General features: G+C 73.3%; 12 protein-coding genes. 9 read left to right on the forward strand and 3 right to left on the reverse strand.

Annotated features, from left to right (window positions below; translation table 11 throughout):
* Positions 1-69 precede the first annotated feature (69 nt).
* From QP089_RS17535 to QP089_RS17545, 3 genes are all read left to right on the forward strand, one after another.
* Entirely contained in the window at positions 70-1,401 is a 1,332-nt protein-coding gene (locus QP089_RS17535) for a class I SAM-dependent RNA methyltransferase (RefSeq protein ID WP_285912821.1), read from the forward strand.
* Positions 1,402-1,459: 58 nt separating this feature from the next.
* A complete protein-coding gene (locus QP089_RS17540; protein ID WP_285912688.1) occupies positions 1,460-2,647 on the forward strand; it encodes a GNAT family N-acetyltransferase in 1,188 nt (395 codons plus the stop codon).
* A gap of 79 nt (positions 2,648-2,726) precedes the next feature.
* Positions 2,727-3,224 carry a DUF6221 family protein gene (locus QP089_RS17545; RefSeq protein WP_285912689.1) on the forward strand — a complete coding sequence of 166 codons (498 nt, stop codon included), beginning with the start codon at positions 2,727-2,729 and terminating at the stop codon, positions 3,222-3,224.
* A 46-nt stretch (positions 3,225-3,270) separates the two neighbouring features.
* Here the strand turns inward: QP089_RS17545 and QP089_RS17550 are convergent, their stop codons facing one another.
* A complete protein-coding gene (locus tag QP089_RS17550) occupies positions 3,271-4,302 on the reverse strand; it encodes a glycoside hydrolase domain-containing protein (RefSeq protein ID WP_285912690.1) in 1,032 nt (343 codons plus the stop codon).
* A gap of 226 nt (positions 4,303-4,528) precedes the next feature.
* On the opposite strand from QP089_RS17550, the gene QP089_RS17555 reads away from it, so the two are divergent.
* Together QP089_RS17555 and QP089_RS17560 are read left to right on the forward strand one after the other, a co-directional pair.
* Complete coding sequence (locus QP089_RS17555; protein WP_285912691.1) at positions 4,529-5,599, forward strand: hypothetical protein; 1,071 nt, start codon at positions 4,529-4,531, stop codon at positions 5,597-5,599.
* Positions 5,600-5,670: 71 nt separating this feature from the next.
* A complete protein-coding gene (locus tag QP089_RS17560) occupies positions 5,671-6,597 on the forward strand; it encodes an LLM class F420-dependent oxidoreductase (protein ID WP_285912692.1) in 927 nt (308 codons plus the stop codon).
* A gap of 209 nt (positions 6,598-6,806) precedes the next feature.
* Here the strand turns inward: QP089_RS17560 and QP089_RS17565 are convergent, their stop codons facing one another.
* Positions 6,807-8,534 (reverse strand): MFS transporter, encoded by a 1,728-nt coding sequence (locus QP089_RS17565; protein WP_285912693.1) that lies wholly within the window; start codon positions 8,532-8,534, stop codon positions 6,807-6,809.
* 169 nt (positions 8,535-8,703) lie between these two features.
* Between QP089_RS17565 and QP089_RS17570 the strand changes: the two genes are divergently transcribed.
* Positions 8,704-9,444, forward strand: coding sequence for a TetR/AcrR family transcriptional regulator C-terminal domain-containing protein (locus QP089_RS17570; RefSeq protein WP_285912694.1), 741 nt, complete (start codon positions 8,704-8,706; stop codon positions 9,442-9,444).
* Positions 9,445-9,470: 26 nt separating this feature from the next.
* Here QP089_RS17570 and QP089_RS17575 read toward each other — a convergent pair whose 3' ends face one another.
* Positions 9,471-10,319, reverse strand: a complete 849-nt coding sequence (locus QP089_RS17575) for a TIGR02452 family protein (protein ID WP_285912695.1) — start codon at positions 10,317-10,319, stop codon at positions 9,471-9,473.
* Positions 10,320-10,591: 272 nt separating this feature from the next.
* Between QP089_RS17575 and QP089_RS17580 the strand changes: the two genes are divergently transcribed.
* The 3 genes from QP089_RS17580 to QP089_RS17590 are packed head-to-tail and all read left to right on the forward strand — an operon-like array spanning position 10,592 to position 15,476.
* Entirely contained in the window at positions 10,592-11,458 is an 867-nt protein-coding gene (locus tag QP089_RS17580; protein WP_285912696.1) for a DUF3152 domain-containing protein, read from the forward strand.
* 38 nt (positions 11,459-11,496) lie between these two features.
* On the forward strand, positions 11,497-12,924 hold the full coding sequence (locus QP089_RS17585; RefSeq protein WP_285912697.1) for a 3' terminal RNA ribose 2'-O-methyltransferase Hen1: 1,428 nt from the start codon (positions 11,497-11,499) through the stop codon (positions 12,922-12,924).
* On the forward strand, positions 12,921-15,476 hold the full coding sequence (locus tag QP089_RS17590) for a polynucleotide kinase-phosphatase (protein WP_285912698.1): 2,556 nt from the start codon (positions 12,921-12,923) through the stop codon (positions 15,474-15,476). The genes QP089_RS17585 and QP089_RS17590 overlap by 4 nt, the downstream gene beginning before the upstream one ends.
* Positions 15,477-15,497 lie beyond the last annotated feature (21 nt).

Below are 15,497 nucleotides of genomic sequence, written 5' to 3' on the forward strand. Positions count from 1 at the left end.
CCCTCGAACAGTGCTGAACGCGACGAAGTCGCCCCGGGGGGCGGTACCGATCTTGACGACGTGCCCGAGATGCTCGAGCTTGAGGTCGGCAACGTCGCCAACGGGGGGTTCTGCGTCGCCCGGTACGAGGGGCGCGTGGTGTTCGTCCGGCACGCGCTGCCCGGCGAGCGGGTGCGGGCCCGGGTCACCGACCGCACGAAGAACTTCCTGCGCGCCGACGCCGTGGAGATCATCGAGGCGTCCCCGGACCGGGTCGAGCCGCCCTGCCCGTTCGCCGGTCCCGGCCGCTGCGGCGGCTGCGACTGGCAGCACGCCTCGCTGCCCGCGCAGCGCGCCCTCAAGGCCGCCGTCGTCGAGGAGCAGCTGAGCCGGCTCGCCGGGATCACCCGCACGGTCGTCGTCGAGGAGGTCCCCTACCCGGTGGACGGCGAGGTGACGCCGCCGCCGGGCCTCGGCTGGCGGACCCGCGTCCAGTTCGCCGTGGACGGCGGCGCGGTCGGCCTGCGCCGGCACCGCTCGCACGACATCGAGCCGATCGACGAGTGCCTGATCGCGCACCCCGGCGTCGAGCTGATGGGCATCGAGCGCAAGCGCTGGCCCGGCGCGTCCGGCGTCGAGGGCATCGTGTCGGCCGCCACCGGCGACCGCCTCGTCGTGCTGCGCGGCCGGGACCGCCGCAAGATCCGGGTGCCCCGGCTGGACGTCCCGGTCCGGCTGGTGCGCGGCAAGCCCGAGCCCGGCGCGAACCTGCCGTACGTCCGCGAGAGCGTGTCGGGGCGGATGTTCCAGGTCAGCGGCAGCGGGTTCTGGCAGGTCCACCCGGGCGCGGCGCAGCTGCTCGCCGACGCCGTGCTCGACGCGCTGGAGCCCAAGCCCGGCGACATCGCCCTTGACCTGTACTGCGGCGTCGGCCTGTTCACCGGTGTGCTCGCCGACCGGATCGGCCCGGACGGGCTCGTCGTCGGCATCGAGTCCGACGGGCAGGCCGTCCGCGACGCCCGGTTCAACCTGCGGGACCTGCGCAACGTCTCGATCGAGCGGGGCGCCGTCGAGGAGGTCGTCGCCGACCTGGAGTTCGGGCGCGCGTCCGGCGGCTCCCGCGGCGGGGACAAGACGCAGAACAAGCGCGGCGGCGGCCAGCACCAGGGCGGGGCGCGCGTCCGCCGCGCCGACGTGGTCGTCCTCGACCCGCCGCGCGCCGGCGCCGGCCGCGACGTGGTCGGGCACATCACCCGGCTCGCCGGCCGCAAGATCGCCTACGTGTCCTGCGACCCCGCCACGCTCGCCCGCGACCTCGGCTACTTCAGCGAGCTCGGCTGGACGCTGGAGACCCTGCGCGCCTTCGACGCCTTCCCGATGACCCAGCACGTGGAGTGCCTGGCCACCCTCGTCAGGGGCTGAGCGCGGGCGGCCCGGGCGCGCCCGGAAAACCGGTTGCGGGGCTGCTTACGCTGGGTGAATGACCGATCTGGAGATCAGGGACGTCCCGGAGACCGACCTGGACCAAATGATCGACTTCTCCGGCCTGGTGTTCCACCAGCCCATCCGGGAGCGCGACTACGAGCGCTGGCGCTGGATGATGCGGCGCGCCGAGCGGATCGGCGCCCGCGTCGGCGACGTGCGGGCGGGCCAGCTCGCCGCGCTGCCGATGCGGCTGGCCGTCCCGGGCGGCCTCCTCGACTGCTCGGCGGTCACCGCGGTCGGCGTGCTGCCGACGCACCGCCGCCGCGGCGTGCTGACCGCCATGATCGACCGGATGCACGCCGACGCGGCCGCCGCCGGCCGTCCGGTCGCGGCGCTGTGGGCGTCCGAGGGCGCGATCTACGGCCGCTACGGCTTCGGGCTCGCCGACCGGGCCGTCGAGCTGGAGATCGACACCTCCCGCCCGCTGGCGCTGCGCACCGAGCCCGATCCCCGTCCGCTGCGGCTCGTCGACCCCGCCGACGCGCCCGCCGTCCTCGGCCCGCTGCACGAGGCCGCGCTGGCGCGCCGTCCGGGCGGCCTGGTGCGCGACGAGGAATGGTGGATCCGCAACGTCCTGCCGGACGAGGAACGGAGCGACGACCAGCTCACCGCGCCGCGCGTCGTGGTGCACCCCGAGGGCTACGCGATCTACCGGACGGGTCGCGCGACCGTCCGGCTGGAGGACCTGGTCGCCACGGACGCGCGGGTCGAGGCCGCGCTGTGGCAGTACCTCGCCGGCATCGACCTGACCTCGCGGATCAAGGCGCCGAGCCGCCCGGTGGACGACCTGCTGCCGCACATGGCCGCCGACCCCGACCAGGTGAAGGTGACCGGCGCGTACGGCGCCATGTGGCTGCGGCTGGTCGAGGTCCCGGCCGCGCTGCGGGCCAGGTCGTGGGCGTCGTCCGGCACGTTCGTGCTGGACGTGGCGGACGCGCGGATCCCCGCCAACCACGGCTGGTGGCGGCTGACGACCGGCGCCGCGCCCGCCTGCGAGCCCACCGCCGACGACCCGGACCTGTCCCTGAGCGCGGCCGATCTCGGCGCGGTCTACCTGGGCGGGAACCGGCTGTCGACCCTCGTCCGCATCGGCGCCGTCACCGAGCGCACGCCCGGCGCCGCCGAGCGCCTGGACGCCGCGCTCGCCGTCCCGCTGGCCCCCTACACCAACGACGACTTCTGATCCGTCCCGGCGGCGGCCCGGATCCCGATCGTGGCAGGATCGTGCCGGGTCCGTGGGGTTCCGGGTGATGGGGACGGCGTTGAGCGATCTGGTGGAGTTCGTACGGGCACGGCTCGCCGAGGACGAGAGCACGGCGCGCTGGGCGGCCGACTACCGGAGCCGGCCGAACGGCGGCCCCGACCTGTCGGGGGACGAGCGCTGGCAGTGGGTGGACCCGGGCAGCGGGGCGCGGCTCAGGCTGGGCCGGCGGCCGATGGACCACGTCCAGCGGCCCGTCTCGATGCGGAGCGTCAACACCTACCCGTGGCAGAGCCGTCCCGGATTCGGGCCGCACCACGTGCTGGACCTGCCGTTCGTCAAGGAGGGCACCGCACTGCACATCGCCCGGCATTCGCCGGCCCGGGTGGTGGCGGAGGTCCGCGCCAAGCGGCTGCTGCTCGACCTGCACCGGCCGGACGGCCGCGGCGCCTGCGCGGGGTGCGGCGAGCCGGACGCGGCGGGAGGGTGCACGACGGTGCGGCTGCTCGCGGTGCCGTACGCGGACCATCCCGCCTACCGGCGCGCCTGGTCGATCTGAACCCCGGCCGCCGGGACCGCGCCCCCGGCGGCGTCCCCGCCTGCGGTTACCGCCAGAAGAAGACCTTGGCGCTGCCGCCGGTGGCGACCTTGGCCGCGGCGCCGCCGTGCTGCAGGATCTGGAAGCGCACCCGGTAGCCGTCACCCACGGTGTCGGCGCCGAGCGAGTACACGATGTGGGTCTGGTCGCCGGCGGACACGTAGTCCTGGACGGGCCCGCCGGTGAGCTTGCTCTCGTCCTCGGCGTCGACCTCGACCGCGCGGGCCTGGATCAGCGTGCCCGCCGGCACGCCGGTGACGGTCACCGCGGCGGTCAGCGAGTAGTAGGCCGAGCCCCACAGGATGCTGGGGCCGCCCGCGTCGCTGTGCTGGTGCTCGGAGTCGGCGTAGTCGTGCTGCCAGCTGACGTTGGTCCACTGGCCGGCGGGCAGCTGCTGCTCCTTGGTCGTGCCGACGGACACGTAGCTCGGCATTTCGTCGTCCTCCTCGGGCGAGACGCCGACGCGCCACTGCCCATAGTCGTCCTTGACGGCGCGGTCGTAGTCGAGGCCGACGCCGTTGATGGTGTGGTCGTTGGAGTACTGCTGGAGCTGGGCGCGCCCGTCCCAGCGGCCGCCCGACCAGGCGTAGGTCTGCCACCCGTAGGTGATCTTCCCGGCGTCGAACGCCCGGTTGATCGGGCCGTACCCGGCGTACAGGCCGACGCGGTCGCGGCCGAGGACGGACGCGGCGCCGTCCAGGTAGGCGTTGATCTCGTCCTGCTGCGAGGCGGAGGCGTCCCAGTCGACGGCGAAGTAGATGGGCCGGTCGCCCGGCATGCCGCAGGACGCGGCCTGGCTCGCGGCGTCCTGCGCGTCCGCCTTCCCGGCGGCCCTGCCGTCCAGCGCCCGGTTCGCGGTGGTCTCCCACACCACCACCAGCCACAGACCGGCCTCCGACAGCTCGTCGGCCTCCGCGCGGGTGAGGTTCTTGCCGGTGGTGTCGTGCGAGAGGTACCGGCACGCGAACTTCACGCCGGCGCGTTCCAGCGCGGCCGCGCCGGGGCGTCCCCACGCGTAGTCGACGCCGAAGACAGCCATGTCAACTCCATGGTTCGGATCCAGGTCATCGCCGATTCAACAGCTTGTGCCCTTTTCGTCGCAGGAGATTCGCGAGGTTGATCGCCCAGAAGAGGCCGTTCCGCCCGATGTGACTGTCGGTGACGACACGCCGACGTGGCGCTAGCGGAATCCCCGCGCGCTCGCTACAACGGACCTGTCCGCAAGAAGGCGCAGGCCACAGGGGGGTTCCACGGTGATCCGGAAGATGACGGGGCGCGTCGGCGCCCGGGGGCTCGCGGTGCTGGCCGCCGCGCCGCTGCTGGGGGCGGCACAGCTGCCGGCCGCGCACGCCGACGGCCCCGGGCCGTCGGGCGGCAAGGGGCAGCACGGCCACAAGGACGGCCACCACGCCAAGGCCGAGGGGCACGCCAAGGGCGAGGGGCACGCCAAGCCGCACAAGCGGCCCGTCAAGCACAGGAAGCCGTCCCGGTCGGTGCGGCTGCACACCAGCGGCCCCGGAAAGACCCTGATCCCAGGGCGCACCTACGACTGGCCGTTCGCCGTGACGGCGAAGGGGCCGGGCAAGGCGGGCCCGGCGGTGTTCCGCGCGACGCTGCCGAAGTCGCTGGAGTTCGTCTCCGGACGGCGCGACTGCGCGGCCGGCGGATGGACGGTCGAGTGCGATCTCGGCGCGGTCAGCCCGGGGGAGACGGTCGCCGGGATGATCCGGGCGAAGGTCTCCAGGAGCGCCAAGCCGGACGAGGTGCTCCGGATCCCGGCGGCGGTCACCTGGCGCAGCAAGCGCGCCGCCGCCGACTTCCCCGTGGCGCGCGTTGCCCGGACCGCCGACCTCGTCGTGTCCAAGACCGCCCCGGCGACCGCGCGGGCCGGCTCGCCGATCCCGTACGCGATGAAGGTCCGCAACCGGGGCCCGGCCACCGCCGAGAACGTGTTCGTCCACGCGAGCGGACCGGTGCGGCTGCTCGCCGGGAACGTCGCGTGCATCCCCGAGGACACCGGGTTCGTCTGCGGGGTCGGGTCGCTGCGGCCCGGCGAGACGCGGACACTGCGGTTCAAGGTGATGCCGGCCGGCAACGTCCGGGCCGGGAAGGTGCTGAGGTACCGGTCGCGGGTCACCTCGTCGACCATGGACCTCAACCCCCGCAACAACACCGCGTCGGTGCGCACCCGGCTCACGGCCGAGAAGGCTCCGTCGAAGAAGGCCCCGTCCAAGAAGGCTCCGTCGAAGAAGAGCCCGTCGAAGGCGAGCCCGTCGAAGCAGAAGAAGGCGGGGAGCAAGAAGCACGCGCCGAAGCACCCGTCGAAGAAGGCGTAGGCGAGGCGGGTCGGCGGAGCGGGCGGGGTCCGGTGGCGCGGGCACGGACGCCGGGGTACGAGGATGGACCCATGCGTCTACGGATCTTCACCGAGCCCCAGCAGGGGGCCAGCTACGAAACACTGCTGTCGGTCGCCAAGGCGACGGAGGACCTCGGGTTCGACGCCTTCTTCCGCTCGGACCACTACACCAAGATGGGCGACGTGTCCGGTGAGCCGGGCCCGACCGACTCCTGGGTCACGCTGGGCGCGCTGGCCCGCGAGACGAGCCGGATCCGGCTCGGCACGCTGGTCACGGCCGGCACGTTCCGCTACCCGGGACCCTTGGCGATCTCGGTCGCGCAGGTCGACCAGATGAGCGGCGGCCGCGTCGACTTCGGCATCGGGACGGGCTGGTTCGAGGAGGAGCACGCCCACTACGGCATCCCGTTCCCCAGCCTGAACGAGCGGTTCGAGCGGCTCGAGGAGCAGATCCGGATCGTCACCGGCCTGTGGGGCACGCCGAACGGGGAGACGTTCTCCTTCGCCGGGAAGCACTACACGCTGACCGACTCGCCGGCGCTGCCGAAGCCGGCGCAGGCGGGCGGCCCGCCGGTGATCCTCGGCGGCTTCGGGCCGAAGCGGACGCCGCGCCTGGCCGCCGCCTACGCCGACGAGTACAACGTGCCGTTCCACCAGGTCCAGGACACCGGCGGCGCGTTCGACCGGGTCCGGGCCGCGTGCGAGGAGGCCGGCCGGACGAAGCCGATCGTCTACTCGGCCGCCCAGGTCGTGTGCTGCGGGCGGGACGAGGCGGAGCTCGCCCGCCGCGCCGAGGCCATCGGGCGCGAGGTCGACGAGCTGCGGGAGAACGGCCTGGCGGGCACCCCGGCCGAGGTCGTGGAGAAGATCGGCCGGTTCGGCGAGCTGGGCGCCGAGCGGATCTACCTGCAGGTCCTCGACCTGAGCGACCTGGACCACCTGGAGCTGCTGGCGTCGGAGGTGCTCGCCAAGCTCTGACCCGCTCCGGCGGACGGCGGCGTCCCCACCGTCCCCGGCGTCCCCGGCGGAGACGGCGAACGGCCCGCGGCGGGGCGGGCGCTCCGTGCTGGAGCGCTCGTCCTCGCCGCGGGCCGTTCTCCGGGGTTGCCGGGCCGGGATCGCGTGACCTCGGGCCGTCGGGCCGCGGGATGCCGGGCCGGGAGCCGCCGGAGCCGAGAGGCCGGGCGTCAGGCGGCCACCACGGGCTGCGCGCCTGCGACGCCCTGCGGGCGGGCGTGCCTCGGCAGCAGGAACACGGCCAGGAACGTCAGGCCGAGCAAGCCGACCACGATCCACAGCGTGACCTTCATGGCCCCGGTGAAGCCGGCCTTGGCCGAGTGCGCCGCGTCCGCCGCGACCGCCTTCTGGATCGCGGGCGCCGCGGCGGGCGCCGCCGCGATCGCGGCCTTGACGTCGTCCTGCATCCGCGTGCAGGAGGGCGGGACGACCGCGGAGTCCTTGGCGGTGGCCCGGTCGTGGCCGCACGCGCGCAGGCCCGTCACGATGCGCTCCTGCTGCGCGGCCGGGACCGACACGGCGGCGAGCTGCCTGCGCAGCCCGGCCGCCCCGTCGTCGGCGGCGGTGGCGACGTGGCCGCCGAGCAGCCCGAAGAAGACCGTGCCGAGGACGGCGGCGCCGAGCGAGCTGCCGAGCTGCTGGATCGCGGTGAGGGTGCCGCCGGCGGAACCGGCCTCCGTGGGCTCGACGCCCGCCAGGGCGATGTCGAAGAACGGCGCCATCAGCGTCCCCATGCCGAGCCCGGTCACGAGCAGGGACGGGACGAGCTGCCACGGGGTGACGCCGGTGCCCGCCAGCTGCAGCGTGACGAACACCCCGGCGAGGCCGGCCGCCATCACCAGGGCGCCCGCCTGGATGACCGCGCGGCCGAACCGCTGGACGGCCTGGGCCGCGCCGAAGCCGAGGACGACGCCGGCCGACCACGGGATCTGCGCCAGGCCGGCCTTGAGCGGGGAGAAGCCGAGGCCGAGCTGGAAGAACAGCGCGAGCACCAGCCCGGTGCCGGCCATGGCGGTGAAGAACACGACGCCGACGACGAGCCCGCCGGTGAAGCCGCGCTTGCGGAACAGGCTCGGGATGATCAGCGGGTCGCCGCCGGCGCGCTGCTTGCGCACCTCGTACCAGGCGAAGGCCGCCCAGACGAGCAGGGACGCCGCGATCATCGCGAACGTCCAGGCGGGCCAGTCCAGCTCGCGGCCCTGCACCAGCGGGTAGATCATGAGGCCGGCGCCGAGGGAGGCCAGCGCCGCGCCGGCGAGGTCGAGCCGGGAGGCGTGCGGGGACCGGCCGGAGGGCAGGAAGCGCAGGCCGGCGAGCACGGCGGCCAGGCCGAGCGGCAGGTTGATCAGGAAGATCATCCGCCAGCCGGTGCCCCACAGGTCGGCGTCGATCAGCCAGCCGGCCAGCACCGGGCCGCCGACCGACGACAGTCCCATGACCGGGCCGAACGCGCCGAACGCGGCGCCCATCTCCGTCTCGCTGAACATCTGCTTGATCATGCCGATGCCCTGCGGCAGCATCAGCGCGCCGAACAGGCCCTGCATCACCCGGGCGCCGACCAGCATGCCGGGAGAGACGGCCACGCCGCACAGCAGCGAGCCGGCGGTGAAGCCGGCCGCGCCGACGATGAACATCTGCTTGCGGCCGTACAGGTCGCCGAGCCTGCCGCCGGTGATGACGCCGACCGCCATGGCGAGGGTGTAGCCGGCCGCGAGCCACTGGATGGTGGCGGCGGAGCCGCCCAGCTCGGCGCGGATGGTGGGGGCGGCGATGTTGGTGATCAGGGAGTCCAGCATGTCCATGACCTCGCCGGCCAGGATCACGAAGAGGGCGGCCCAGCGCCAGCGGTAGCCGGCCGTGCCGGTGGCCCCCGCGGGGGTCTGCAGTGTCTCGGTCATCGTCGTCTCCATCGGGGGAACACCGTTCGTAACTACGAACAACGTTCTACGGTGGGAACGGCGTTCGTGTCAAGTACGATGTTCGTAACGTGGGTTTGTCTCTCAAGTAGAGAAGATATATCGCGTTTCCGGATAGTCAAGATGTATCGCGAAATTGGGAGGTCCCGAGGTGGCCAGCGCACGCCCGGACATGCCGACGCCACCGGGCCGGCGGCCCCGCAGGGCCGCCCCGTCCCGGCAGCCGCTCACGCGGGACCTCGTCGTGGAGGCGGCGATCGGCGTCCTGGACGCCGAGGGGCTGGAGGCCGTCACCATGCGCCGCGTCGCGCAGGAGCTCGGCACCGGCCCGGCGTCCCTGTACGCGCACGTCTCGGACAAGCAGGAGCTGCGCGAGCTGATGCTCGACCGCGTCGCCGCCGAGATCGCGCTGCCCGCCGAGCCCGACCCGGCCCGGTGGCGCGAGCAGCTGAAGGAGGTCGCGATGGAGATCCGCCGCGTCTACACCTCGCACCGCGACATCGCGAAGGTCTCCATGGGGCTGATCCCGACGGGCCCGAACCTGCTCGCCGTCGCCGAGGCGCAGCTCGGCCTCATGCTCGCGGGCGGCGTCCCGCCGAAGGTCGCCGGGCTCGCCGTCGACACGCTGGGCATGTACATCGACGCCGACGCCATCGAGGACACCTTCTACACCGCGACGCTCAAGGGCGACGAGGACCCGTGGGAGCACTTCCGCAAGTACGTGGCCGAGCTGCGCGAGTACTTCAAGGCCCTGCCGGTCGACCGGTACCCCCACATCGTCTCGCTGGTGGACGACCTCACCGAGCAGGGCGGCGCCGAGCGCTTCGAGTTCGGCCTCGACGTCCTGCTGCGCGGAATCGCGTCCTACATCGAGGACGGCGGCGGGAAGTAGCCCGCGCGCCCGCCCGGTAGCGGTGGCTAGCCGAAGACGCGCTGGAACGCGTTGCGCCTCGGGGTGTCCTTGGCCGACTCCCAGACGGCGAAGACGACGTGCTCGAACCGGTTCTCGAACTCGCCGCCCGGCCCGAGCGGCCCGGCGAACGCCTCGGCGACCTCGGCGGGGTCGTTGCGGAACACGCCGCAGCCCCAGGCGCCCAGGACCAGCCGGCCGTGCCCGCGGGCCAGCGCCACCGCGAGGACCTTGCGCGCGCGCACGCCCAGCACCCCGGGGATGCGCTCCGCCGTGGCCGGATCGCGGATCGCGCCCCGGTTGGGCGCGGGCGAGGTCAGGAACGCGATCTCGTACGGCTCGTCCAGCAGCCGCCCCGCGTCGGTGCGGATCACCGGCACGCCGGGGGAGTAGATCATGTGGTCGCTGTAGAGCAGGTCGCCCTGCGCGCGGTGGAACTCGTAGTACTCGGGTGCGGCGCGCAGCGACGGGTACAGGCCGGACGAGCGCGCCAGGCCCTCCTCCTGCGCGTGCGCGCCGTTCAGGAACCCGCCGCCGGGGTTCTTGGCCGAGGCGAAGTTGAGCGCCATCGGGACCTTGCCGGGCGCGCGCAGGCGCTCCGCCGCCGCCAGGGTGGTCTCGTCGGTCACCTCGATGCGGGTCTTCCCGCCGTCCTCCGGGCCGGCGCCGGGCGCGGGCGCGGGGAGCCGGCGGAGGAGGTCGTCCAGCTCGTCCGGGCGGTACAGGACGGTGCCGCGCACGCAGCGCGCCAGGCTGTCGGCGATGGAGACGGTGTGCCCCGACGGGGCGCGGTAGTCGCCGCGTTCGAGGATGGCCACGGTCTCCTGCGCGACCATCCGGCGGGGGTGTCTGCTCATGTCGCTCCGGATTGTGGTGGTCGCGCGCGGCGCGCCGCAAACCCTTTTCGCCGCCGCGCCGCCACGCTTCGTGGTTGTCGGGGAGATGCCAGAGATATAGCGATAGTTCCGCTACCTGGGGATTTGTGGAAAATGATCATATTCTGACCGCCTTCTGGCATGCTGGCTGCCCAATGCAGCCTCCAACGCAGCCTCCGGCGCGGCCTCCGCGAGCACGACAGGGCCGGCGCCGGGCGTCGTCCCACCGCCGGGGCGCGCCCCCGACCCCGCCCATGCCTCCGCCGACGCACCGCGCCCAGCCGCGCGACTGGCTCGGCGACGACCTGGAGCGCGAGTTCGAGGGCGCCCGGCGGTCCCGGCTGCGCGGCGTCATCGTCGGCGTCACCGCGCTGGTGCTGATCACCGTGGCCGGCCTCGGCGCGATGGCCTACCTGAGCTTCGGCGGCGGGTCCAAGCCCGCGACCGGACCCGCGCCGACGCGGGAGCCCGGAACGGGGGAGAGCAGCGCCCGGGTCGAGGCGGAACCGTCCGACGAGCCCGTCGTCAAGCCCCGGTACTCGCTCTTCATCCCGACGAAGGGGACCGGGAAGTTCCTCCTGCCCGCCTCCGGCAGCCGCGTGTTCGGGCACGGGAAGATCATGCGCTACATGGTCCAGGTGGAGGGCGGCCTGCGGCAGAGCCCCACGACGTTCGCGCGCAGCGTCGACAGGATCCTCGCCGATCCGCGCGGATGGACGGCCAGTGGGAAATGGGCGTTCCAGCGCGTCAACTCCGGCCAGTACGACTTCGTTGTGCAGCTCGCCTCGCCGAAGACCGTCGACAGGATCTGCGGCTCCTACGGCATGACCACGAACGGCACGGTCAACTGCAGCGGCGGCAAGCAGGTCGTCGTGAACCTGAAGCGGTGGCTGCTGCTGACGAAGTACTACCAGGGCAGGGCCGACCAGTACCACGCGCTGACCATCAACCACGAGGTCGGCCACCGGCTGGGCTTCGGCCACATGACCTGCCCCGGGCGCGGCCGTCCGGCGCCGGTGATGATGCAGCAGATCTACGGCCTCAAGGGCTGCAAGATCAACCCGTGGCCCTTCGACGCGCACGGCCGCTTCCTGACCGGCCCGGCCGTCCGCGGAAAATGAATTAGGGCCGTCTCACCCGGTTCCGCCAGACTCGAGACGTGCTTCTGACCATCAGTACGACCCTGGACCAGGCGACCGATCTGGGCTTCCTCCTGCACAAGCACCCCGGGCGCGCGCAGAGCTTCGGGCAGTCCTTCGGCACCGCGCACGTCTTCTATCCCGACGCGGACGAGACGCGTTGCACGGCGGCGCTGCTGCTGGACGTCGACCCCGTCAAGCTCGTGCGCACGCGAGGCAGGGGCACGCCCGACTTCTCGCTCGGCCAGTACGTCAACGACCGTCCGTACGCGGCGTCCTCCCTGCTGGCGTCCGCGATGGCGAACGTCTTCCGCACCGCCATGCGCGGCAGGTGCGATCTGCGGCCCGAGCTTGCGGAGACCGCGATTCCGCTGGAGATCGTGCTTCCGGCGCTGCCGTGCCGGGGCGGCCCGGGCCAGGCCGAGCGATTCTTCGCGCCGCTGGGCTGGGACGTGACGGCAGAGCCCGTGCCGCTGGACTCGGAGTTCCCCGAATGGGGCGACTCCCGGTACGTGACGCTCGCGCTCACCGGCCGGATGCGCCTCGCCGACGCCCTCAACCAGCTCTACGTGCTGCTGCCGGTGCTGGACGACGCCAAGCACTACTGGATGGCGCCGGACGAAGTCGACAAACTCATCCGCGCCGGAGAGGGATGGCTCGCAACGCATCCCGACCGGGCCGCCATCACCCGCCGTTACCTCGCCAACCGGCGCGCGCTGGTGCGCGCCGCGCTGGGACGCCTGGCCGACGCCGAGGACGCGCCCGAGGACGCCCTCGACCCGGCAGAGGTGGAGGAGGAGCCCGCGCGCGCGGACGACGGCGCACCGGCGGACGAGGACGCGCCGGTCTCCCTGTCCGAGCGGCGGATACAGGCGGTCGTGCAGGCGCTGCACGAGGAGGACGCGCGCCGCGTCATCGACCTCGGCTGCGGGTCGGGCAAGCTGCTGGCGCGGCTCGTCCGCGACGACTTCTTCAGCGAGATCTCCGGTACGGATGTCTCCTACCGCGCGCTGGAAGGAGCGGTACGCCGCCTAAGGCTGGACAAGCCGCAGCACCGCCCGAACAAGCGCGTGCAGGACGTCTTCCAGAGCGCCCTCACCTACACCGACGAACGCTTCCGCGGCTATGAGGCGGCCGTGCTGATGGAGGTCGTCGAGCACATCGACCCGCCGCGGCTCGCCGCTATGGAACAGGTCGTGTTCGGCCATGCGGCGCCCCGCGTCGTCGTCGTGACGACGCCCAACGCCGAGCACAACGTCCGCTACGCGGGACTGGCGCCCGGCGCCATGCGCCACCCCGACCACCGCTTCGAATGGACCCGCGCGGAGTTCCGCGCCTGGACGGACCGCGTCGCCGCCGCGTACGGCTACCGCGTCCGCCACGTGCCCGTCGGAGACGACGACCCCGAGGTCGGCGCGCCGACGCAGATGGGAGTGTTCACCCGATGACCGAGATCCGGGTGCCGGAGATGGGGCTCGTCGTGCTGGTCGGCGTGACCGGGTCCGGCAAGTCGCACTTCGCGCGCAGGCACTTCAAGCCGACGCAGGTGGTGTCGTCCGACCACTGCCGCGCGATGGTGTCCGACGACGAGAACGACCAGTCCGCGACCGGCGACGCGTTCGACCTGCTGCACTACATCGTGGCCAAGCGGCTGCGCCGCGGGCTGCTCACCGTGGTGGACGCGACCAACGTGCAGAGCAAGGCGCGCCAGGCGCTGCTGCGCCTCGCCAAGGAGCACGACGTGCTGTCGGTGGCGATAGTCCTGGACGTCCCTGAACGCCTCGCTGCCGAGCGCAACGCCGTCCGCCCCGACCGGGACATGCCCCCGCACGTCATCCCGCGCCAGCGGCGCGAGCTGAGCCGCGGGCTGCGGACGCTGAGCCGCGAGTTCCGGCGCTCCTACGTGCTGTCCGGGCCCGAGGAGATCGACGCGGCGACGATCGTGTACGAGAAGGCCTGGAACGACAAGCGGGAGCTGACCGGGCCCTTCGACATCGTCGGCGACGTGCACGGATGCCGCGCCGAACTGGAGGAGCTGCTCGGCGACCTCGGCTACGAGACCGTCCGGGACGCGCAGGGCCTCGCCGTCGACGCCAACCACCCGGGCGGGCGCACCGCCGTCTTCGTCGGGGACCTGGTCGACCGCGGCCCGGACTCGCCGGGCGTGGTCCGGCTCGTCAAGGGCATGGTCGAGGCCGGGAACGCGCTGTGCGTGTCCGGGAACCACGAGGCGAAGCTGGTCCGGGCGCTGAGGGGCCGCAAGATCCGCCTCTCGCACGGCCTCGCCGAGTCGATGGAGCAGTTCGGCGCCGAGCCCGAGGAGTTCCGCGACGGCGCGCTCCGCTTCATGGACGGCCTCATCAGCCACTACGTCCTCGACGGCGGCCGCCTCGTCGTGGCCCACGCCGGGCTCAAGGAGGACTACCACGGGCGCGCGTCGGGCCGCGTCCGCTCGTTCGCACTGTACGGCGACACCACCGGGGAGACCGACGAGTACGGGCTGCCCGTCCGGTACCCGTGGGCGCGCGACTACCGCGGCAAGGCGATGGTCGTGTACGGGCACACGCCCGTCCCGGACGCCGAATGGATCAACAACACCATCTGCCTGGACACCGGCGCGGTGTTCGGCGGCAAGCTGACCGCGCTGCGCTACCCGGAGCGCGAGCTGGTCTCCGTCCCCGCGCACCAGGTCTGGTACGAGCCGGCGCGCCCGCTGGGGACGGCGCCGGCAGCGGCGCCCGGCGGGCACCGCGAGAGCGACGTCCTGAAGATCGACGACGTCCTCGGCAACCAGGGCGTCGAGACCCGGCTGATGGGACGCGTCACCGTCCGCGAGGAGAACGCGCTGGCCGCACTGGAGGTGATGAGCCGGTTCGCGGTCGACCCGCGCTGGCTCGTCTACCTGCCGCCCACGATGGCGCCCGCGGCCACCTCGCCGCTGCCCGGCCACCTGGAGCACCCCGCCCAGGCGCTCGCCGCCTACCGCGACAAGGGCCTGGCGCGGGCGATCTGCGAGGAGAAGCACATGGGCTCGCGCGCCGTCGCGGTCGTCTGCCGCGACGCGTCCGTGGCGCAGGCCCGGTTCGGCGTGGACGACGGGACGACCGGCGCGCTCTACACCCGCACCGGGCGGTCCTTCTTCCGCGACGCGTCCGCGACCGAGGAGGTGCTCGACCGCGTCCGTTCCGCGATCGGCGCCGCCGGCCTGTGGGACGAGCTGGACACCGGCTGGCTCGTGCTGGACTGCGAGCTGCTGCCCTGGTCGGCCAAGGCCATGGACCTCATCCGCACCCAGTACGCCGCGACCGGCGCGGCGGCCCGCGCCGCACTGCCGATGGCGTCGGACGTCCTCGCGCGCGCACACGAGCGCGGCCTCGACGTCGGCGGGCTCCGCGAGCACATCGACCGGCGCGCCGCCAACGCCGCGCTCTTCCGCGACGCCTACGCGCGCTACTGCTGGCCCGTCGACGGGCTCAAGGGCGTGCGGCTGGCGCCGTTCCAGGTGCTCGCCGCGGAAGGCCGCTCGCTCGCCGTCGCGCGCGACCACGACTGGCACATGGGCGTGGCCGCCGCGCTCGCGGAGGCCGACCCCACCGGCCTGCTCCAGCGGACGGAGTCGGTGACCGTGGACCTGGCCGCACCGGAGTCCGAGGCCGCCGTGGCCGAATGGTGGGAGAAGCTCACCGCGTCGGGCGGGGAGGGGATGGTCGTCAAACCGCTCGGCCCGCTCCCGGAGAACGCGAAGGTCCAGCCCGGCGTGAAATGCCGGGGACGCGAATACCTGCGGATCATCTACGGGCCGGACTACACCGAACCGGAGAACCTCGACCGGCTCCGCGCCAGGTCGCTCGGCCGCAAGCGCTCCCTGGCGATGCGCGAGCACGCCCTGGGGATCGAGGCCCTCGACCGGCTCGCCGCCGGGGAGCCGCTGTGGCGCGTGCACCAGGCCGTCTTCGCCGTGCTGGCGCTGGAGTCGGAACCGGTCGACCCGCGCCTGTGACGACGGCCGGAAGCACTGTCG

This window comes from Actinomadura opuntiae (assembly GCF_030283205.1).
Taxonomy (GTDB): Bacteria; Actinomycetota; Actinomycetes; order Streptosporangiales; family Streptosporangiaceae; genus Spirillospora.